Raw genomic sequence first — 19,830 nt, forward strand, 5'->3', positions numbered from 1 at the left:
GGATTTTCTGCCGGAGCTGTGCAGCGGTTAACGCTCGATGGTCTTGCTCCAGCGCGCGTTCCATTCCGGACGCTGCTGATTCACCTGATCCCAATCAATCGAGATCGCGGTTTGCAGGTAGGTGTTCATCGCCTCGACCCGAGCGCGAGTCTTGTCGGTGGTCGGGGTTTTCGGGTTGGACGGGATCTGGTCACCTTCTTCCAGCGCTGGCGCTTGTGCTTCCGGTGTCAGCAGGAACGCGGCCAGTTTCTGTGCGAGTTCGGGTTGGTCGTTGTGGGCAATTGCGCACTCGGCAACGTTAAGCACCACAGCGCCTTCTTTCGGTTGTGCGTATTCAACCGGGACGCCGAGCAGCTTCAGCGTGGTAACGCCAGTCGGTGTCAGCGGGAAGATTGCCGCTTCGTCGGTCTGCACCATTTCGGAAATCTTCGCCGAGCTGGCGATGTATTCCAGCACGTTCGGGCCAACGGTTTTCGGCCAGGCCTTGAAGCCTGGCTCGACGTTGGATTCGCTGCCGCCTTGAATGCGGTTGAACATCAAGAAGCCGTGAAGGCCGAAGGTCGACGAGGCCAGGGACTGAAATACCAGCTTGTCTTTGAAGCGGCTGTCAGCCATGTCCATCCACGAGGTCGGAGCGGCCCAGCCCTTTTCCTTAAACATACGGGTGTTGTAGGCCAGACCGGTGACACCAAGCGTAACGGCGACGGCCTGGTCTTTGATCTTGGCTTTGGCCGGGATGTCTGCCAGCGCCGGGCTATCCTGCAGCTTATCGCACAGGCCCATGGAGATTGCGCGGTACATGATGCCGTCGTCGAGGAACATCACGTGGATCTGCGGATTGTCTTTGCTGGCCTGGACCTTGGCCAGGATGTCCGAGGACGTGCCGGGGACAATCACTACTTTGACGTGGTTGGCCTTTTCGAACGCCGGCAAGACTTTATCGGCGTAGACCCGCTCCATGGTGCCGCCGTTCATGCCCAGATACAGCGTCGGATCGGCATGGGCCGTGGCCGACAGCAGCAGGCTGGCCAAGGGTAGACAAGACAGGGCGATACGACTGACGTTCTTCATAGACATCTTCCTAAATGACGATCCCCGCTTGCAGCGGTTGGAGTGGGTTGAAACCGACGAATTGAAAACGCGTCGATAGGCTGTGTTGCTTGACCCGCGCACACCAGTTCGGCCAAGGCCTCACCGACCGCCGGGGCAATTTGGAAACCGGATCCGGCGAAGCCGAAACCGTGAAGTAAACCAGGTTGCGTGGTGCTGGCGCCGATCACCGGTTCGCGATCCGGCAAGTAGCCTTCGGTACCGCTCCAGGTACGAATCGCCTGGGCGCCCGCGAGGAAAGGGTAAAGCTCGACGGCGTTGCGCAGGATCTCCAATACCGCTGCCTGACCCGGTCGGGCCTGCTGCGGGCCGAGGGCGAACCCTTGACCGCCACCCAATACGCAATTGCCGCGTGCCACCTGACGCGCATAAATCCCGCCACCTTCGACGCCGGTGCTGACGTCCATTACGACCGGCAACGGTTCGGTGACCAACATCGCCGGATGTCCGGAGTGCATAGGCACTGCCTCGCCGAACTGCGCCGCGACCGTCCCGGCCCACGCACCCGCGCAATTCAGCAGCCACGGCGCGCGGACTTGCAAACCATTGGCGCAACGCAGCAAGAATGCCTGACCATCGTGTTCGATGTGCGTGACCTCAGTCTGTTCGAACACCTGCGCACCGAAGCGTTTTGCCGCGCGGGCGAAGGCGGGGGAAACCAGTCGCGGGTTGGCGTGGCCATCATCGGGACACAGCGAAGCGCCCACGGCCACATCGCCGACCCACGGAAAGCGTGCGCGTAATTCAGTGTGGTCGAGCAGTTGCAGCTCCAAACCAAAACCACGGGTGGACTCGGCATACTGCTGCAACGCCTTCATGTCCTCATGACTGCGCGCAAGTTTGAGATGTCCGGAGCGCACATATTCGCCATCGATGCCGATCAGTTCGGGCAGGTTATCCCAGATCTGATGCGCGCGTTGCGACAAAGGCAATTGGCTCAACGGCCTTCCCTGACGCCGCACGCCACCATAATTCACGCCGCTGGAATGGGAGCCGCAGAAGTCGCGTTCCAGCAATACCACGTGCTTGCCTTTGCGCGCCAACATCAAGGCCGCAGAGGCGCCGACGATGCCACCGCCCAACACCACGGCATCAACTTCCATCCGCGCACTCATTGCTCGATCTCCACGCCAAACGGCAGCGGCTTGATCGGCGCCTGACCGCGCAACCGACCGATGCTGTCCAATGCCCGACCGCTATGTTGCGCAACAATTTCTGCCGCCGCGGAGCCGCACATCCTGCCTTGGCAACGACCCATGCCTACACGGCAATGGGCCTTGACCCGATTCAGCTCCCAATGCCCCTCATCGACTACCGCCCGCACCTCGCCGACCGACACTTCTTCACAGCGGCAAATTATCAGTTCGTCCGGGGCGTTGGCCGCCCAGTCAGTCGGGAAAGGGAACGCGGTTTCGAGACCGTGGCGGAAGCGTTCGATGGACGCCAGTTTGTGTTCCAGTTGTTGGCCGCGTGTGTGGTCGACCGGGTGTCCGCTGTCTTCCAGCAGCGCCAGCGCCGCGCGTTCGCCCGCCATTTCTGCGGCGTCTGCGCCCATGATTCCGGCGCCATCACCAGCGAGGTAAACACCTTCGGCACTGCTGCGTCCGGCGCTGTTGCGAGTCGGCAACCAGGCACGATTCAATTCGTTCCAGTGGAAATCACAGCCGAGCAAGTCAGCCAATTGCGTTTCGCTGCGTAGGGCGTGAGCGAAAGCCACGGCGTCGCAGGCCAGCGTCTGTTGGTTCTGACCCTGACGCCACGTAATAGAACCGACGCGCTGCTCACCCTCGATGCGTTCCAGGGTTGCACCTTGATGCACGGGGATGCCATGGGCCGTCAACCAACTGCGGTAGTACATGCCCTTGGCCAGTGTTGATGGCTGTCCGACCAACGCTGGCAAGGCGCGCAATTGAGCGCTGAACGGCGCGCTATCAAATACGCCAACCACCTTGGCTCCGGCCTTGGCGTATTGATAGGCGACCAGATACAGCAGCGGTCCGCTGCCACAAAAGGCCACGCGTTCGCCAATGGCGCAGCCCTGATATTTCAGGGCGATTTGTGCCGCACCGAGGCTGTAGACGCCGGGCAAGGTCCAACCCGGCACCGGCAAAATACGGTCGGTGGCGCCAGTGGCGACAATGATCTTCGAATACTCCACGACCTCGGAGCGGCCATTGCGCAGGGTGTCCAGCCGATTGCTTTCGGCGTTCCACACCAGGGTGTCAGGGCGATAATCGACCTGCGTCATCAGCTCGTCGGCGGTGCGATGAATCGCCTCGGCTTTGGACGCTTCGAAGCCGTACAGCTTGTGTGGCGAGCGTTGAAAATTCGCCGGTTGGCGCCGATAAATCTGCCCGCCGCCACGCGCCGCTTCATCGATCAGGCAAGGCGCCACGCCATGCGCCAGCAAGGTTTGCGCGGCGCGAATTCCGGCCGGGCCGGCACCGACGATGACGATCTTTTGTTCGCTCATGAACGACGCCCCGGTTCACGGCTGACCACTTGCCCGGCTTCCAGCAGCGTCGAGCACGCGCGCACCCGGCGACCATCGCCCAGGCGGACCCAACAATCCTGGCACGCGCCCATCATGCAGAAACCGGCACGCGGTTCGGCGCTGAAGTCGCTGCCGCGCAAGTGATCGGCGCAGGTCAGTACGGCGGTCAGCAGCGTGTCGCCGAGCAAGCCAGTCGCCGGTTGGCCGTCGAGGGTGAAAGCCAGCCCCGGACGATCCTGTTCGGCCAGTCGTTTAAGCAGCGCCATTTAAGTGCTTTCCTTTCAATGTTTACCGACCAGAACCCGGTCCAGGCCGTAGACGCGGTCGAGGACAATCATGGTCGCCGCCGTCAGGGCGATCACCAGTGCCGACACGGCGGCCATCATCGGGTCGATGGATTCGGTGGCGTAGACGTACATGCGCACCGGCAGTGTTTGCGTCGACGGCGAGCTGACGAAAATCGACAAGGTGACTTCGTCGAAGCTATTAATAAACGCCAGCAGCCAGCCACCGGCGACCCCCGGCAAAATCATCGGCAGGGTGATCTGGCGAAACAGCGTGAAGCGGCTGGCACCCAAGGATTCAGCCGCCTGCTCGGCGCTGCGATCAATGCCGATAGCCGCCGCAATCACCAGCCGCAACACGTACGGTGTGATGATCACCACGTGGGCCAGCATCAGCCAGGTGAAGCTGCCGTTGACGCCCATCAACGCGAACAGGCGCAACATCGCCACGCCCAGCACCAGGTGCGGAATGATGATCGGCGAGAGGAACACGCTGTTGAGGAAGTCGCGTCCCGGAAATTTATAGCGGGTGATTGCCAGCGCAGCGGGAACCGCAATCAGCGTTGCCAGGGTCGCAGCGACGAACGCCAGAATGATGCTGTTGTAGAACGCATGGATAAAGTCGGCGCGTTCGAACACCGCTTTGAACCAGCGCAGCGAGAAGCCGGAGGTCGGCAGGCTCAGAGTATTTTCTGGAGTGAAGGCCACCAGGCAAACCACTACCAGCGGCGCCATCATGAACAGCACCACCAGGCCATGGAAGCCCAGCGCCAAAGGACCGTTTTTGGACATGTCTTATTCCCCCAAGGTCTTTTTGTAACGGCCTTCGACCAGGCGATTCCAGGTCAACATCACCAGCAGGTTGATCAGCAACAGCACCACGGCGATGGTCGCGCCCATGGGCCAGTTCAGCTCCGAGAGGTATTGGTCGTAGACCACGGTAGCGACCATTTTCAGACGTCGTCCGCCGAGCAAACCGGGGATGGCGAAGGAACTGGCCGACAGACCAAACACAATCAAGGTGCCGGACAATACGCCGGGCATGACTTGCGGCAGCACCACCAGACGCATGACTTTCGCGTGGCTGGCGCCGAGGGACAGAGCGGCCTGTTCAGCAGCGGGGTCGAGTTTTTGTAGCGAGGTCCAGACCGGAATGATCATGAACGGCAGCATTACGTGCACCAGTGCAATGATCACCGCGAATGAGGTGTAAAGCAGTTTCACCGGGCGCCCGCCCAGCGCCTGGATCGCCTGATTGACCAGGCCATCGGCACCGAGCAACAGGCTCCAGCCGAAGGCTCGCACCACCACTGAAATCAGCAACGGCGTGAGGATCAGAATCAGAAAAATCGAGCGCCACGGTGTGCCCATTCGGCTGAGAATGTAGGCCTCGGGCACGCCGATCACCACGCACAACAGCGTGACCAACGCACTGATCCAGAACGTACGAAAGAAGATCTCGTAAAAGTACGAATCGCTGAACAGGTTGATGTATTGGGAGAGGGTGTAGGCGCCGTTCTTCACCCCGAGCTGAAAGTCGAACACGTTGAACGACAGCACCAGCGTCAGGCACAACGGCAACACCAGCAGACAAAAGAACAGCACCATCGCCGGCATCGACAACAGATAACCGCGCCCGCCCTGACGCATGGCGGCGAGTGTACTCATGCCGGCACCTCGTCGGCGGCGAGCACACGCAGCAGGTCGGCTTGCCAGTCGAGCCCGACGGATGTGCCTTCGGCCAACGGCGCGCTGCCGTCGTTGCGGCGAACCACAGTGATCTCGCCCAGCGCGGTGTCGATGCGGTACAGCCATTGGCTGCCGAGGAAGTAGCGGATCAGGATGCGCCCTTGCAGGCGGCCGTTGCCGGCGTCGAGCAGGTCGATCTTTTCCGGGCGCAGGCTGAGGGTCAGCTCGCCGTCGCCAGCGGCATGCCGCACTTGTGGGTGACCCTCCGAATCGCGGTCGCCGGGGAGCATGTTGGCCTTGCCGACGAAGCCGGAAATGAAGCGTGTGCGCGGATGTTCATACAGTTTGTACGGCTCGTCGATTTGGGTCACGCGACCGGCCTGCATCACCACCACGCGATCACTGATCGACAGTGCTTCGGCCTGATCGTGGGTCACCATCAGGGTGGTGATGCCCACCTCACACTGAATGCGACGAATCTCGAATTGCATCTCTTCGCGCAAGTTGGCGTCGAGGTTGGACAGCGGCTCATCGAGCAACAGCACCGGCGGCTCGATCACCAGGGCGCGGGCCAATGCGACACGCTGGCGTTGGCCGCCAGACAGCTCGCGCGGATAACGCTCGGCGTGCTGCGCCAGACGCACCAACTGCAACACCGTGGCCACACGCTTGGCGATGTCGGCGGCTGGAACCTTGCGCATACGCAGGCCGAAGGCGACGTTATCACGCACCGTCATGTGCGGGAACAGCGCGTAGCTCTGGAACACCACGCCCAGGCCGCGGCTGCTCGGTTTGGCGTTGGTGATGTCTCGGCCATCCAGCACGATGCGCCCGGAGGTGGCTTCGACAAAACCGGCGATCATTTGCAGGGTAGTGGTCTTGCCGCAACCGGAAGGGCCGAGTAGAGAAACGAACTCGCCTTTCTCCACCGCGAGATGTGTGGCGACGACGGCGTCAATGGCGCCATAGCGCTTGCTGAGACCTTCTAGCTGGAGAAAAGCCATGTCTGCGTTCCACCTGTGTTTTTAGGACGCGTCGAAACGCGCTTTTTTGTAATGGGCAGATGCGAAGGAGTACCGCGGGTGCGTTGGCGCTCGATCTGAGTCGGCTGCCAAGTATGTTGTTCGATTCGCCCCTGTGGACTCAGATTAGGGCGAAGACTAGGATGTGCGGAAGAGGTTATTTCACTGAACGGCAGACTTTTTTCAGTTTCATTCAGTGAATAAATTTAATGAAAGGAAATAGATAAATGAATTCCACTGAGCGGAATGAAGAGCCCAAAGATGTCGGCGCCGGTGGTGTATCAAGAGTGTTTGCCGTGCTGCGTACGCTGGGGGCGGCGCCCGCTGAAGGTGAAAGGGTGACTCAGTTGGCGCAGCAGGTGGGGTTATCGCAACCGACGACCCACCGGTTATTACGCAGCCTGATGGACGAGGGCATGGTCGAGCAGGACGCGCGCAGCAAGCGCTATCGGCTGAGCATCGAGTTCTTCGCCCTGGCCGCTCAGGCAGGCAACAGCGGTAATCTTCGGGATCTGGTCCGGCCGAGCATGTTGCGCCTCAGTGCATCGCTGGGGGATTCGTTGTTCTTGCTGGCGCGCAGTGGCTTCGACGCGATATGCCTGGACCGCAGTGAAGGTCCTTACCCGATCCGCACCTTTACCGGCGACATCGGTGGGCGCGTGGCGCTGGGCGTCGGGCAAGGCAGTCTGGCGATCTTGGCGTTCTTGCCGGAGGAAGAGCGCGAGACGGTGATCCGCTACAACCTGCCACGGCTCAAGGACTTTCACCTGTACGACGAAGTGTTCCTGCGTTCGGAAGTGGAGAACGTCCGACGGTTGGGTTACGCCGCGCGCAATACCGGCGTGCTGCAAGGCATGGCGGGGCTTGCGGTGCCGATCCTCAACCGTGACGGGTATGCGGTGGCAGCGCTCAGTGTGGCGACCATCAGCGATCGCCTGGGGCCGGATCGGCTGCCCACGGTGGTGGAACTGCTCAAGCGCGAAGCGGCGGCCATCGGGCCGAGAATCAACCCGTTCGACCCGACTCTGCGCCGGCCCTCGCAGATTTTTGGTGGGCAGGGCTGACACTTGTAGGAGCGGGCTTGCCCGCGATGGCGGTGCAACTGACACACCGCTGATCGCGGGCAAGCCCGCTCCTACAGACATCCGGAAAATCCGGAATAACCCTGCGATTTTATTTCGCTTGTGAGCCATGGGCATTCCTCGCTTATATGACGCAACGATTTTCACGGGATGTTTTCCAGCATGAGCACTGCAGCAATCAGCGGTTCGATCTCCATGGTCCACCCGATCACTCTGGATCACGGCAAGAACGCCGAAGTCTGGGATGAGGATGGCAAGCGCTACATCGACTTCGTCGGTGGCATTGGTGTGCTGAACCTGGGGCATTGCAACCCGCTCATCGTCGACGCCATTCGCGAGCAGGCGACCAAGCTCACCCATTACTGCTTCAACGCTGTCCCTCACGGCCCCTACAAGCAGTTCATGGCGCGTCTGGCCGAGTTCATTCCGGTCAGTTATCCGGTGAGCGGCATGCTCACCAACAGTGGTGCTGAAGCTGCGGAAAACGCCCTGAAAATCGTCCGCGGTCATACCGGGCGCACTGCAGTCATCGCGTTCGACGGCGGCTTCCACGGCCGGACCCTGGCGACCTTGAACCTCAACGGCAAGGTAGCGCCCTACAAGCAAAAAGTCGGTGTACTGCCGGGGCCGGTGTATCACTTGCCGTTTCCGAGCAAGGACAACGGCGTCACCACTGCCGAAGCGTTGAAGGCGATGGATCGTCTGTTCAGCGTCGAAATCGACGTGGAAGAAATAGCCTGTTTCATCATCGAGCCGATACAGGGTGAAGGCGGTTTCCTTGCGCTGGACGTCGAGTTCGCTCAACACCTACGCAGGTTCTGCGATGAAAAAGGCATTTTGCTGATCATCGACGAGATTCAGTCGGGCTTTGGCCGCAGCGGTCAGCGCTTCGCATTTTCGCGTCTGGGCATCGAGCCTGATTTGCTGCTGATGGGCAAAAGCATTGCCGGCGGCGTACCACTGGGTGCGGTTGCGGGCAGAAAAGAATTGATGGACACCCTGCCCAAAGGCGGTTTGGGTGGCACCTATTCGGGCAACCCGATTGCCTGCGCGGCGGGTCTGGCGTCGTTGGCGCAAATGACCGACGCCAATCTGTCAGCCTGGGGTGAGGCGCAGGAACAGGCCATTGTCAGTCGTTATCAGCAGTGGGTAGACAACAAGGTGTCGCCATTCCTCGGTCGACTGACCGGTGTCGGCGCCATGCGCGGCATCGAGTTCGTCACCCCGGAAGGCAAGCCGGCAACCGCGCAATTGGCAGCGTTGCTGGAGGCGGCGCGAAACAAAGGCTTGCTGCTAATGCCAAGTGGCAAGGCGCGCCACATCATTCGCTTGCTGCCACCGTTGACCACCGAGTTATCGGTGCTGAATGAAGGGCTGGATATTTTTGAGAGCTGTCTGGCGGAGCTGATCTAACCCTGTAGGAGCGGGCTTGCCCGCGATAGCGATTTACCTGACACATCGCGATCGCGGGCAAGCCCGCTCCTACAGTGACTTCAGCAAATCCGGCGAATTGAAATTCGTCAGGCGCAGGTCATCGGCCGCGCAGTCCAGTGCGCGTAGATCGTGCTGCAGCAGCACCCGCAACAAACTCCGTTCGCCCTGATCCCAGCTCGCTCGCAACGCTGGCAACAAAGCGCTGGGAATCAAACTGAACATCGGCTGCCATTGCCCGGCCTGTTGCACCATCAACGGCGATGTTCCCGAGGCTCCGTTCAATAGCTGCTCGATCAGTGGGCGATCAATCCTCGGTGCATCACAGGCCAACACCAGCACCCAGCGATGATGCGCCAATGCCAGACCTGCCAACACGCCGGCCAGCGGTCCTGGAAAGTCCAGTTGCTCATCGCTGACCAGACGGTCGGCAAAAGACTGATAGCGATCCTGATTGCGGTTGCAGGAAATGATCAGGTCATCCGTCAGCGGCCTGACGGTGTCATGTAGGTAAGCGATCAATGGCCGACCGTTCCACTGCACCAACCCTTTGTCCTGACCACCCATGCGTTGTCCACGGCCGCCCGCCAGTAGCAGGATCGAGCAGCGATTGGGATCAGTCGATGTGTCGTGCATGGCAAGGCTCAGCTCAGGACGAAGTCCACGGGTTGGAGGAGGGGCGGCAGCTCGGTCACGCCCAGTGCGTCGAGAATTTCACGTTCGATGATGCGCACCAGGGAGTCAGTCGGCAGGTCATGTTCGTTGCGGCCGAAGGGATCTTCTAACTGATCGCCAATCGCGTCCAGACCGAAGAAGGTGTAGCTGACGATGGCCGTGAACAGCGGCGTCAGCCAGCCCAATGATTCAGCCATGGCGAAGGGCAGCAGGATACAAAACAGATAAATCGTGCGGTGCAACAGCAAGGTGTACGGAAAGGGCAGAGGCGTGGTTTTGATCCGGTCGCAGAAGGTCAGCGTGCGTGTGAGATTGGTCAGGCGCGTTTCCATCAAGGTGTAACGCCATTCACTGATGTCCCCAGCTTCTGCGAGGTCCGAACATTGTTGGCCGACCTCACGCAAAATCCGTTCGCTGATATTCGGCGTGCTGTCCGACGGCGAGAAACTGAGCCAGGTGCGTGCTTCGGATTGTTCGTCCTCGCCGCGCAAGCGCGCATTCAAGGCGTGGGCAAAGCCGCACAGGTTTCGCAGAATGCTCGCACGTAGGGCCGGGTCTTTGATGACCTGGGTTTCCCGGCTCATCGAGCGAATATCCATCACCATCTCGCCCCATAACTTGCGCCCTTCGTACCAACGGTCGTAGCAGGCGTTGTTGCGAAAGCTCATGAAGATCGACAGCGACAACCCGAGCAAGGTAAAGGGGATCGCGCTGACCCCGGAAAAGTAAGTCGGACGCAGGGCTTCGACCAGCACAATCACCGATGCCAGCAGGGTGACCATCAAACTGCGCAGGGCGATGTATCGGGCAATCGAGCCTTTGAGGGAGGTCAGGATATGAATGAAGTTCGGCTTGGGTCTGACAATCATTACCCCTAGCCTCCGGTCATGTTCATGAAACGCACGACCTGCACGTCGTCGTTGATCTCGAAGTTATGGCGATAGGGCTTGAGGCGCATGGCGTCGATAATCGCCTTTTCCAGCTTGTGCGGTTGTCCCGGGTGGCCGCGCAATATCGCCTTGAGATCGGCTGAATGTTCGTTACCCAGGCACAGCAGCAAGCGGCCTTCCACGGTCACGCGAACGCGATTGCAGGTGGCGCAGAAGTTATGGCTGTGGGGCGAGATGAAGCCGACGCGAATCTCGGGTGCCTCGGCCAGGCGCCAGTAGCGCGACGGACCTTGGGTCGACTCGGCGGAGTCAATCAGCGTGTAGCGTTCGGCAATCAGGTCACGCACTTGATCGCTGGAGAAAAACGATTCGGCGCGGCTGTGCTCACTGATGGCACCCAGCGGCATTTCTTCAATGAAGGTGATGTCCAACTGGCGGTCGATGGCGAAGCGGATCAGGTCGTTGATTTCGTGATCGTTGCGACCTTTCATCACCACGCAATTAAGTTTGGTGTGATGGAAACCCGCAGCATTGGCGGCATCGATACCCGCGATGACTTTCGCCAGATCGCCGGTGCGTGTCAGTTCGCGAAAGCGCTCGGGATTCAGGCTGTCGAGGCTGACATTCAGCCGCTTGAGGCCGGCATCGAACAGCGGCGCAGCGAGCTTGCCCAACTGCGATCCGTTGGTGGTCATGCACAGCTCGCGCAAGCCAGGCAGCGCGGCGATTTGCCGGCACAGTTCAACGATGCCCGGACGGATCAACGGTTCGCCGCCGGTCAGGCGAATCTTGCGTGTCCCCAGCGCGACGAAGCTCTGCGCCAGTTGATAGATTTCTTCCAGGGTGAGAATGCGTTGGCGCGGCAGGAATTCCATGTCTTCGGCCATGCAATAGACGCAACGAAAATCGCAACGGTCGGTGACGGACAACCGAACGTAATCGACTTTGCGCGAAAAGCTGTCCATCAAAATACGGTCTGACATGGGTGCCTCTTTTGCAGATCGTTGAATGTTGCTCCTGTAGCAGCCCGGCTTGCCGGCGTCAGCACACGAGGTCTCCGTGGCCATCGCGTTGGAGAGTCTCAGACTAAGAGGTAAGGTATTTTTTATCCAATCGCTATTTATGACCGCATGATCGACCCACTCTATCAGCGAGCATCCTTGCTCGCTCGAGCGATCAACAGCGGGTTACAGACCCAGATCGGACAGGCTTGGGTGATCGTCAGGACGACGGCCCAGTGGCCAGTGGAATTTGCGCTCGGACTCTTTGATCGGCATGTCGTTGATGCAGGCGAAGCGGTTGGCCATCAGACCGTTTTCAGCGAATTCCCAGTTCTCGTTGCCGTAGGAACGGAACCAGTTACCCGAATCATCGTGCCATTCGTAGGCATAACGTACGGCGATGCGGTTATCGGTGAAAGCCCACAGCTCTTTGATCAACCGATAGTCCAGTTCCTTGTTCCACTTGCGGGTCAGGAAGGCTTTGGCTTCAGCGCGGTTCGTGGCGAAGTCTGCGCGATTACGCCACTTTGTATCGAGGGTGTAGGCCAGGGAGACCTTTTCCGGGTCGCGGCCGTTCCAGCCATCTTCCGCGAGGCGAACTTTGAGGATGGCGGATTCGCGAGTAAAGGGCGGAAGCGGTGGGCGAGTTTCAGCGTCAGACATGGCAATTGCTCCTGATTAATGACAAGGGTCTAGCAATAAAGCCCGCGTTTGAAATAAACGCTATGTATTCAACAGGTTCTGCGCAATATCACGCGCGGTATCCGCCGAACTGTGGTCTCCCATGACACGGGCAACGGTTATAGCGCCGTCCATCAAGATAAGTAGCTGTTTTGCCAACGCATCTGGATTGGCCGCGCCATAGTCTTTACACAACTCAAGTGCATACTCGAACACCTTCTGTTTGTGTTCTTTGGCAATTAAACGTATCGGGTCGTCGGGATCGCCCACTTCACCGGCCGTGTTGATAAACGCACAACCGCAAAAGCCTTCGCTGGTGAACCAGCCTTTAAGCGCGGTAAACAGGTTGAGGATGCGTTCTGCGGGCGTTTCAGCCTTGTCGACCTCGGCCCTGAACCATGCCATCCAGCGAATATCGCGGGCGTGCAGTGCCTGGGCGGCTATTTCGTCCTTGGTACTGAAGTAGCGATAAATAGTCTTTCTCGCTACGCCGGAAGTCCTCACCAACAAGTCCATGCCGGTGGCATGAATACCGTTTTGGTAAATAAGCGCTTCGGCGGTCTTCAGGACCGTGTCGCGTACAGTTTGAGTGGTCTGTGTGTTCATGTGAAAGATGGTAGAACGATCGTTCTCCATGGTCAAGCGTCGTGCTTGAAATCAACCAAGTGGTCGTTTGAAGTTAATCAGAGCTATGGTTTCCATAATCATCGGAGTCAGGGGCGCAACGAACTTGCTGGATAAATTCAGATCCATTCCTCTGTGCTGCACATTTGTCGGCTCGCCGGACACAGGAGGGACCCGCGCTTTGTTGAAGTTCAAGACCTTGACGCTGTTATGCACCCTGCTTTATGCAGGCACTTTCAACCTCGCGGCGGTGGCGGCGCCCTCCGCGATTGCTGCACTCACGGCACCGACCGCCTCGGCGTCAGCACCGGCCAAGCCGGACATTCTGGTGCAAGGAGGGCTGCTCGGGGCGATCAGTTCGAGCATAGATAGCGCGCAAAGTGAGCTGGGTGGGCACTTGGTCGATGCCTGGCGTCTGCGCACGGATCGGGCGGCTGACGAGCTTGATCAGTTGGTCACCCAAACCACCTCGCGCTCGGACGTCAGCCTGGTGGGCGACTTCCTGGCATTGACAGCGGTGTGGCTTGCAACCTTTGCCATTCCGTTTGTGATCGGCCGATTCATCATGCTGCGTGCAGGCCGCCGCCGCTTCTTCAAGACGTTTCCGCGGGTCAGGGCGCTGCTCAATTACTTGTTGCCGTTCACCCTTCCGGCACTGATCAGCTTGCCGTTGACCCTGTATGTCAGCCACTTCATCACGACCTCGGTGGGGCGTGTGTTGGCGTTGTGTTTTGCCTACGCCACCAGCAGCGGCATTGTCTCGACCTCGGCAGTGTTGTGCGTGATCGTCATGTTTAACGTCGGCCACAAGCGCGCGGCGGTGCGCATCATTCGCCGCTACAGCCCGCGCCCATTGTTTCTGACCGCCTTCTTCGCGGCGCTGAGCGACGGCCTGACCAGCCCGCAGATTTCCCGGCAGTTGGGTGAAAACGTGGCCGGCAGCGTGGCGGTAGTAACCGGGCTGTTCGCTTCGGTGATGTTCTGCGTCCTGGTGGTCAAGATGCGGCGGCCGGTGGCGCATTTGATCCGTAATCGTTCGCTGAGCAGTCGTTTGCACCAGCCGGCGTTGCAGGAATCACTGAAGATTTTTTCCAGTGTGTGGTACCTACCGATTTTGCTGATGATTCTGGTCTCGGCCATCCATCTGATCGGCCTCGGTGAAGACAGTCAGCAGGCTTTGCGCTGTGCTTTGCTGACCACGGTGCTGATGATTGCCACGGTTTTTTTGAGCACGGTATTTCAACATGTTTTCAGAACTACCGAGTCGACCGCACGTAGCGAACATGTTTATCGAGAGCGCTTGCTGAGTCTGGTGTATGCCGTACTGCGCATTGTGTTGGCGGTAGCGTTCATTGAACTGTTGGCGCGGATCTGGGGTTTTTCGTTGCTGGAGTTCGCCGAGGGCAACAGTGTTGGTCGGGCGATCAGTAATTCGATCAGCCGAATCGGCCTGATTTTCCTGGTCAACTGGCTGCTCTGGGTGATCATCGACACGGCGATTCAAGAGGCGCTGAAACCGCCGCTCAACAAGAGCTCATTGCGCCAAGCCAGTACGCGGGTGAAAACCATCCTGCCGATGCTGCGCAACGCGGTCAAAGTGCTGCTGGTATTGGTGTGCGCCATCACTACCATGGCCAATCTGGGGATCAACGTGGCGCCACTGCTGGCCGGTGCGGGTGTCGTCGGCCTGGCCATCGGTTTTGGTTCGCAGCAATTAGTGCAGGACGTGATCACTGGTCTGTTCATCATCATCGAGGACACCATTTCCATCGGCGACTGGGTGGTGCTCGACTCTGGCCACGCCGGCACCGTGGAAAGCCTGACCATCCGCACCTTGCGTCTGCGCGATGGCAAAGGCTTCGTGCATTCGGTGCCGTTCGGGCAGATCAAGGCGGTGACCAACCAATCACGTCAGTTCGCCTACGCGTTCTTTTCCATTCAATTCACTTACGACAGCGATATTGATTCAGCCACCGGGTTGATTCGCGAGGCCGGCAATTCGATTACCGAAGACTTGTTGCTGCAGGGCAATTTGCAAGGGCCGCTGGAAGTGTTTGGCGTTGACCGGATGGACCTGAATGGCGTGGTGCTGACAGCGCAATTTCGGACGGTATCGGGTGGGCAATATGGGGTGAGTCGAGCGTTTAACGAGCGCTTGAAAAAGCTTGTGGATAAAGCCACGGATGTTCGCTTTGCGCAGACTTATCCACAGACGGTGATCAGTCCTCATCCGCAGCCGCCGATGGTGAATGGCGATGGTTCGGAAAGCCCGGCGGTCTGAACTGACGCCTGCGACAACTGGTTGGCGAAGGGCGCGATGCGGTGCTAATGCAGCAACCGATCGCGAACCCGCGCCATTTCCAGTGCGTCCAGTTCCAGCCAGATCACCGGCTTGCCAGCCACCATCGCCGCCATCGCAACGCCGTCCCGATACACCACTCGATTTCCCGCCAGCGCCGGGACTTTATCCCCCGGCAACAAGGTGCCCGCCAGGTTCAGCGGGTCCACCGCGCACACGGCGATCAAGCTGCCATCCAGCGGCCGCCTGCGAATCTCGCGCAGCAGCGGAATTGCCTCGGGCAAGGCAAACTGCTCGCCGGCCAGGCCACTGACGAAACGCCCACCACGAATCTCGCCCCGAGCCTCCAATCGATGAAAAGTGTGCAGCAGTTCACGCCAGCTCGGCAGCCACTCTGCTTCACGCTCGAGCAAGCGCCAGAACACCACGCCGTAGCGACGGAGCAAGGTCATGGCGATATGTTCCAGGGTTGCCGTGGCGGTCCGATTGCTGTCAGTGGCGGGCGCGGTGGAGCGCCGCAACAGCGCCCAACGTCCGGCATCGTCCATCCCGCCGATAAACGCGCCACGCTGGCGACGACTGGTGTGCGCCGAGCGTTTGCTGGCGGGCGTAATCAGGGCGCGCAGGCCGGCGAAGCTGTCGGCGTTGGCCAATCCAGCACCGACCAGTTCTTGCAGCGCATTTTCCAGCTCAGTGCGCAGCAGATGGGCTTCATGCATCAGCTCATCGAAAAACAGCGCGCCGTGGCTGAGCAGCGCCGCATGCACTTTCTGCGCACGCAGCGATAAATCCGCCACCGGAGGCTGCTCTGTCAACTCGCTCCACAGGCTGACCTGACGGCGAGGCAGCAACACAATCGGCGTGCTGCGCAGCGCCGCCGCTGTGGTTTTATGCCGTGGCGACAGGCGCGTCCACACCGTTTTTCCAGAGCGACACAACTCGTCGAGCCAGGTGGGCGTGTAGTCTTTCAGGCGGGTTGGCAGTAGGTCGCTGTCCCAAGCGCCAGCGGCCGCAGAATAGCCTTCCAGTTGCTCCACCACCGCCGACAGCGCCGCTTTGCCTTGCAGGCGAGTGGCGTTGGACAGGTGTTGCCAATCGAACAGAAAACGCATGAAGTCCTGGAGCGATACCGGCTCGACTTCCCGGCGCAGGCGCTTGATCGTATAGCGATGGATACGCGCCAACAGGTGTCGTTCGCACCATTGATCATCCTTCGTGCCGGGGCTGAAACGACCGCGCAGCACGTAGCCTTCGCCCTCCAGTTGGGTCAGGGCCTGTGCGACGCGGCTGTGCGGCAGGGCCAGCGGTTCAGCAATGTCTTGCAACGGCAGCGGACCGAAACCGGCGAGACGGGCGCGAACAATTTCCAGCGTGGCGTCGTCGGCGTCCCACGGCTCGTCGAAATCCGCCAGCGATTGCAACGGCGGATGCATTTCAGCCTGTGGATAAATAGCGCGCAGACAGGTGAGGCGCTCTAGCGGTAACCACAACGCGAGCTCGGCGCTGACCTGCAAACGCGTGGCGCGTCCGGAGTGGGCCAATGCTTCCAGCCGTGTCAGCCAATTCGGATTGTCGCGTGCTTCAGCGCCGCTGATACAACTCAGGCTCATCAACGCTTCGTGCATTTCATCGACAGACTGCGGCTGGGGCCAAGCCTCGTCGCGCACGGCGGTAATTGCTTCGGCGTCCAGCGCCCCGAGGTCGTCGGTGGACTGAGGATCGCTCCAGCGTCGGGTGAGCACCGCCTGGGTACGGCGCTCTTCCAGCGGCGCGTCGTCGAGAAAGGTGTAGGGCCGCGCGCTGAGAATTTCTGCGGCCAAGGGCGAGGGCGCGGGCAGATCACGACTGATCAAGCGCACCTTGCCGTGTTCCATGCGTCGCAGCAGCGTCAACCAGCCTTCACAGTCCATCGCTTCATGCAGGCAATCATCGAGGGTTTGTTCGATCAGCGGATGATCGGGAATTTCCCGCTCGCCCAGCAGATTTTCCACACAGGCGATCTGGTCGGGGAACACGGCGGCGATCAGGTCTTCGCTTTTCATTCGCTGCAACTGCGGCGCGACTTTGCGTCCGCCAGCGTAGCGTGGCAATGCCAGTGCGACACCGGCGTTCCAGCGCCAACGCACGCCAAACAACGGAGCTTCCAGCACGGCCTGGATCAGCAAATGCTCCGCGCTGTTCGAATTCAGGTAACGCCAAACCTCGTCCAGTTCGAAGCTGTGGCTGGCGGACAGCGACAACACAATGGCGTCTTCACTGGCGGCGGCCTGTAGCTCGAAATTGAAGGTGCGGCAAAAGCGCTTGCGCAGTGCCAGGCCCCAGGCGCGGTTGACCCGGCTGCCGAACGGCGTGTGGATAACCAGTTGGGTGCCGCCGGATTCGTCGAAAAAACGCTCCATGATCAGCGTGTCCTGCGACGGCAGTGCGCCCAATGCCAAGCGCGCCCGTGCCAGGTAATCCACCAGTTGCTCGGCGCTCTGCCGATTCAATCCGAGCGTGCCACTCAACCAGTCAATGCAGGGTTGCAAATCGCCAGGGCTGGCGCTGAGCAACTCATCGATCTGCGCTTGCAGACGGGCAATGGCAAACGACAGCTCGGCACTGCGCCCCGGCGCTTCACCAAGCCAGAACGGAATATTCGGCGGCTGGCCTTGTGCGTCTTCAACCCGCACTCGACCGGTCTCGATGCGCAGGATGCGATACGAGGTATTGCCCAGTTGGAACACGTCGCCGGCGAGACTTTCCACGGCGAAGTCTTCGTTGACGGTGCCGATGTTCAGCGCCTGTGGCTCGAGTATCACGCTGTAGTCAGCGTTGTCCGGGATCGTGCCGCCACTGGTGACGGCGGTTAGTTTGCTGCCGCGCCGGCCACGCAGTGTGCGGGTCAGCGCGTCGCGGTGCAGGTAAGCGCTGCGAATACCCAGACGACCGTTGTAGCCTTCGGCAAGCATTTTCAGCAGCGCCTGGAAATGTCGCTCATCCAATTGGGCGTAAGGCGACGCCTGGCGGATCATCGCCAGCAATGCTTGCTCGTGCCATTCCTGGCAGCTGACTTCGGCAATGATTTGCTGTGCCAGCACATCCAGCGGCGCTTCGGGTATTAGCAAGGTGTCCAGCTCGCCACGGCGTATGCAATCAAGCAGCGCCGTGCATTCGATCAAGTCATCCCGCGAGGTGGCGAACAAACGTCCTTTCGGTGTGCCGCCGACGTGGTGCCCGGAGCGCCCGACCCTTTGCAGGAACGCGGCGATAGAGCGGGGGGACGCGATCTGACACACCAGATCGACATCGCCGATATCGATGCCCAGCTCCAGCGACGCCGTGGCAATCAGCACCTGCAAGTCGCCGCGCTTGAGGCGTTGCTCGGCGTCGAGGCGATGCTCCTTGGCCATGCTGCCGTGGTGCGCGGCGACCGCTTCCTTACCGAGGCGTTCGCTCATATGTCGGGCCATACGCTCGGCCATGCGCCGGGTGTTGACGAAAATCAGCGTGGTCCGGTGCTCGCGGGCCAACTGCGCGAGGCGGTCGTAAACCAGCTCCCAGACATCATTGGCCATCACCGCGCTCAACGGCACCGGCGGTACTTCGATGTCCAGATCCCGAGGGCGTGCGTGGCCAATATCGACAATCGCGCAAGGCCGTTGCAGCAGATCGCTGCCGGCCAAAAAACGCGAGACGCGTTCGATGGGTTTTTGCGTGGCCGATAGACCAATGCGCAATAGCGGTTGATTGCACAAGGCTTGCAGCCGCTCCAGGCTCAGCGCCAGATGGCTGCCACGTTTACCGGCGGCAATGGCATGGATTTCGTCGACGATCACGGTTTGGGTGCTGGCGAGCATTCGTCGACCCGAATCGGAACCCAGCAGTACATAGAGCGATTCCGGAGTCGTCACCAAAATATGCGGTGCGGTTTTGCGCATCGCCGTGCGTTCTTTTTGCAGGGTGTCGCCGGTGCGCACGGCAGTACGGATGCGCAGCTCAGGCAGGCCCAGGTGCGCCAGTTGCTCGGTGATGCCGGCCAGAGGCGTTTGCAGGTTGATCTGGATGTCGTTGGACAGCGCCTTGAGCGGTGAAACGTAGACCACGAAGGTCTGATCCGGCAATTCTCCGCCGTGCTCGAGGCCTTGATGCACCAGATCGTCGATCACGGCGAGAAAGGCGGTCAGGGTCTTGCCCGAACCGGTGGGCGCGGCGATCAGGGTCGAACGGCGCGCCTTGATCAGCGGCCACGCCTGGGCCTGTGCAGGGGTCACCGAAGGGAAGGTGCGATGAAACCAGGTGCTGACGGCGGGGTGAAACTCGCTCAGGACCGGGTCTGGGGCGGTGAGAAGGTTCATTCGCGAGTTATGCGGGCTGCGCAGGCAAGATGCAAGAGCCGCTAATCCCCTGTAGGAGCGGGCTTGCCCGCGATCAAGCGCGAAGCGGTTGTAAAACAAACGGCGACCGCTGCGTCCAAGTGCGGCCCAAACCGATCGCGGGCAAGCCCGCTCCTACATAGAGCCAGCGCCACGGCCCTTGGCCTATTGGGTGATAGGCACCAACGTGTTA

At 60.2% G+C, this 19,830-nt stretch carries 16 protein-coding genes; 3 read left to right on the forward strand and 13 right to left on the reverse strand.

All coding sequences use genetic code 11. The annotated features are described in order from the left end of the window. Window positions 1-27: 27 nt before the first annotated feature. From ACF0H7_RS01965 to ACF0H7_RS01995, 7 genes are read right to left on the reverse strand one after another with little or no spacing between them, the layout of a single operon-like run. Window positions 28-1,071 carry an ABC transporter substrate-binding protein gene (locus tag ACF0H7_RS01965; protein ID WP_397451138.1) on the reverse strand — a complete coding sequence of 348 codons (1,044 nt, stop codon included), beginning with the start codon at window positions 1,069-1,071 and terminating at the stop codon, window positions 28-30. Continuing rightward, on the reverse strand, window positions 1,068-2,225 hold the full coding sequence (locus ACF0H7_RS01970; protein ID WP_397451139.1) for an NAD(P)/FAD-dependent oxidoreductase: 1,158 nt from the start codon (window positions 2,223-2,225) through the stop codon (window positions 1,068-1,070). The genes ACF0H7_RS01965 and ACF0H7_RS01970 overlap by 4 nt, the downstream gene beginning before the upstream one ends. Then, window positions 2,222-3,583 carry an FAD-dependent oxidoreductase gene (locus tag ACF0H7_RS01975; protein WP_397451140.1) on the reverse strand — a complete coding sequence of 454 codons (1,362 nt, stop codon included), beginning with the start codon at window positions 3,581-3,583 and terminating at the stop codon, window positions 2,222-2,224. The genes ACF0H7_RS01970 and ACF0H7_RS01975 overlap by 4 nt, the downstream gene beginning before the upstream one ends. Beyond that, window positions 3,580-3,870 carry a (2Fe-2S)-binding protein gene (locus ACF0H7_RS01980; RefSeq protein ID WP_397451141.1) on the reverse strand — a complete coding sequence of 97 codons (291 nt, stop codon included), beginning with the start codon at window positions 3,868-3,870 and terminating at the stop codon, window positions 3,580-3,582. The genes ACF0H7_RS01975 and ACF0H7_RS01980 overlap by 4 nt, the downstream gene beginning before the upstream one ends. Before the next feature lie 15 nt (window positions 3,871-3,885). Further along, window positions 3,886-4,680 carry an ABC transporter permease gene (locus tag ACF0H7_RS01985; RefSeq protein WP_397451142.1) on the reverse strand — a complete coding sequence of 265 codons (795 nt, stop codon included), beginning with the start codon at window positions 4,678-4,680 and terminating at the stop codon, window positions 3,886-3,888. A gap of 3 nt (window positions 4,681-4,683) precedes the next feature. Next, window positions 4,684-5,556 carry an ABC transporter permease gene (locus ACF0H7_RS01990; protein WP_397451143.1) on the reverse strand — a complete coding sequence of 291 codons (873 nt, stop codon included), beginning with the start codon at window positions 5,554-5,556 and terminating at the stop codon, window positions 4,684-4,686. Beyond that, window positions 5,553-6,581 carry an ABC transporter ATP-binding protein gene (locus ACF0H7_RS01995; protein ID WP_397451144.1) on the reverse strand — a complete coding sequence of 343 codons (1,029 nt, stop codon included), beginning with the start codon at window positions 6,579-6,581 and terminating at the stop codon, window positions 5,553-5,555. The genes ACF0H7_RS01990 and ACF0H7_RS01995 overlap by 4 nt, the downstream gene beginning before the upstream one ends. Window positions 6,582-6,826: 245 nt before the next feature. On the opposite strand from ACF0H7_RS01995, the gene ACF0H7_RS02000 reads away from it, so the two are divergent. Both ACF0H7_RS02000 and ACF0H7_RS02005 read left to right on the forward strand, forming a co-directional pair. After that, a complete protein-coding gene (locus ACF0H7_RS02000; RefSeq protein WP_397451145.1) occupies window positions 6,827-7,663 on the forward strand; it encodes an IclR family transcriptional regulator in 837 nt (278 codons plus the stop codon). Window positions 7,664-7,843: 180 nt separating this feature from the next. Continuing rightward, a complete protein-coding gene (locus ACF0H7_RS02005; protein WP_397451146.1) occupies window positions 7,844-9,094 on the forward strand; it encodes an aspartate aminotransferase family protein in 1,251 nt (416 codons plus the stop codon). Between the two features lie 69 nt (window positions 9,095-9,163). On the opposite strand, the gene mobA is transcribed toward ACF0H7_RS02005, so the two are convergent. The 5 genes from mobA to ACF0H7_RS02030 form a co-directional block, all read right to left on the reverse strand. Then, a complete protein-coding gene (gene mobA, locus ACF0H7_RS02010) occupies window positions 9,164-9,748 on the reverse strand; it encodes a molybdenum cofactor guanylyltransferase MobA (protein WP_397451147.1) in 585 nt (194 codons plus the stop codon). Window positions 9,749-9,756: 8 nt separating this feature from the next. After that, window positions 9,757-10,656 (reverse strand): bestrophin family protein, encoded by a 900-nt coding sequence (locus ACF0H7_RS02015; RefSeq protein ID WP_397451148.1) that lies wholly within the window; start codon window positions 10,654-10,656, stop codon window positions 9,757-9,759. 5 nt (window positions 10,657-10,661) lie between these two features. Then, a complete protein-coding gene (moaA, locus tag ACF0H7_RS02020) occupies window positions 10,662-11,660 on the reverse strand; it encodes a GTP 3',8-cyclase MoaA (protein WP_397451149.1) in 999 nt (332 codons plus the stop codon). A gap of 204 nt (window positions 11,661-11,864) precedes the next feature. Further along, window positions 11,865-12,341, reverse strand: a complete 477-nt coding sequence (locus ACF0H7_RS02025; protein WP_397451150.1) for a DUF1348 family protein — start codon at window positions 12,339-12,341, stop codon at window positions 11,865-11,867. 60 nt (window positions 12,342-12,401) lie between these two features. Continuing rightward, complete coding sequence (locus ACF0H7_RS02030) at window positions 12,402-12,965, reverse strand: TetR/AcrR family transcriptional regulator (RefSeq protein ID WP_397453805.1); 564 nt, start codon at window positions 12,963-12,965, stop codon at window positions 12,402-12,404. Window positions 12,966-13,164: 199 nt separating this feature from the next. On the opposite strand from ACF0H7_RS02030, the gene ACF0H7_RS02035 reads away from it, so the two are divergent. Then, window positions 13,165-15,264 (forward strand): mechanosensitive ion channel family protein, encoded by a 2,100-nt coding sequence (locus tag ACF0H7_RS02035; protein ID WP_397451151.1) that lies wholly within the window; start codon window positions 13,165-13,167, stop codon window positions 15,262-15,264. A 44-nt stretch (window positions 15,265-15,308) separates the two neighbouring features. Here the strand turns inward: ACF0H7_RS02035 and ACF0H7_RS02040 are convergent, their stop codons facing one another. Continuing rightward, window positions 15,309-19,619: a DEAD/DEAH box helicase gene (locus tag ACF0H7_RS02040; protein ID WP_397451152.1), complete on the reverse strand. Its 4,311-nt coding sequence runs from the start codon at window positions 19,617-19,619 to the stop codon at window positions 15,309-15,311. Window positions 19,620-19,830 lie beyond the last annotated feature (211 nt).

Origin of the sequence: Pseudomonas sp. NA-150, assembly GCF_044336365.1 — a bacterium.
Lineage (GTDB): Bacteria > Pseudomonadota > Gammaproteobacteria > Pseudomonadales > Pseudomonadaceae > Aquipseudomonas.

Coding starts and splice junctions, on each gene's coding strand:
- ACF0H7_RS01980 (WP_397451141.1), bottom strand. CDS start 3,870: ATGGCGCTGCTTAAACGACTGGCCGAACAGGATCGTCCGGGGCTGGCT.
- ACF0H7_RS01970 (WP_397451139.1), bottom strand. CDS start 2,225: ATGAGTGCGCGGATGGAAGTTGATGCCGTGGTGTTGGGCGGTGGCATC.
- ACF0H7_RS02000 (WP_397451145.1), top strand. CDS start 6,827: ATGAATTCCACTGAGCGGAATGAAGAGCCCAAAGATGTCGGCGCCGGT.
- ACF0H7_RS01975 (WP_397451140.1), bottom strand. CDS start 3,583: ATGAGCGAACAAAAGATCGTCATCGTCGGTGCCGGCCCGGCCGGAATT.
- mobA (WP_397451147.1), bottom strand. CDS start 9,748: ATGCACGACACATCGACTGATCCCAATCGCTGCTCGATCCTGCTACTG.
- ACF0H7_RS01995 (WP_397451144.1), bottom strand. CDS start 6,581: ATGGCTTTTCTCCAGCTAGAAGGTCTCAGCAAGCGCTATGGCGCCATT.
- ACF0H7_RS01990 (WP_397451143.1), bottom strand. CDS start 5,556: ATGAGTACACTCGCCGCCATGCGTCAGGGCGGGCGCGGTTATCTGTTG.
- ACF0H7_RS01965 (WP_397451138.1), bottom strand. CDS start 1,071: ATGAAGAACGTCAGTCGTATCGCCCTGTCTTGTCTACCCTTGGCCAGC.
- ACF0H7_RS02040 (WP_397451152.1), bottom strand. CDS start 19,619: ATGAACCTTCTCACCGCCCCAGACCCGGTCCTGAGCGAGTTTCACCCC.
- ACF0H7_RS02005 (WP_397451146.1), top strand. CDS start 7,844: ATGAGCACTGCAGCAATCAGCGGTTCGATCTCCATGGTCCACCCGATC.
- ACF0H7_RS02015 (WP_397451148.1), bottom strand. CDS start 10,656: ATGATTGTCAGACCCAAGCCGAACTTCATTCATATCCTGACCTCCCTC.
- ACF0H7_RS01985 (WP_397451142.1), bottom strand. CDS start 4,680: ATGTCCAAAAACGGTCCTTTGGCGCTGGGCTTCCATGGCCTGGTGGTG.
- ACF0H7_RS02030 (WP_397453805.1), bottom strand. CDS start 12,965: ATGAACACACAGACCACTCAAACTGTACGCGACACGGTCCTGAAGACC.
- moaA (WP_397451149.1), bottom strand. CDS start 11,660: ATGTCAGACCGTATTTTGATGGACAGCTTTTCGCGCAAAGTCGATTAC.
- ACF0H7_RS02025 (WP_397451150.1), bottom strand. CDS start 12,341: ATGTCTGACGCTGAAACTCGCCCACCGCTTCCGCCCTTTACTCGCGAA.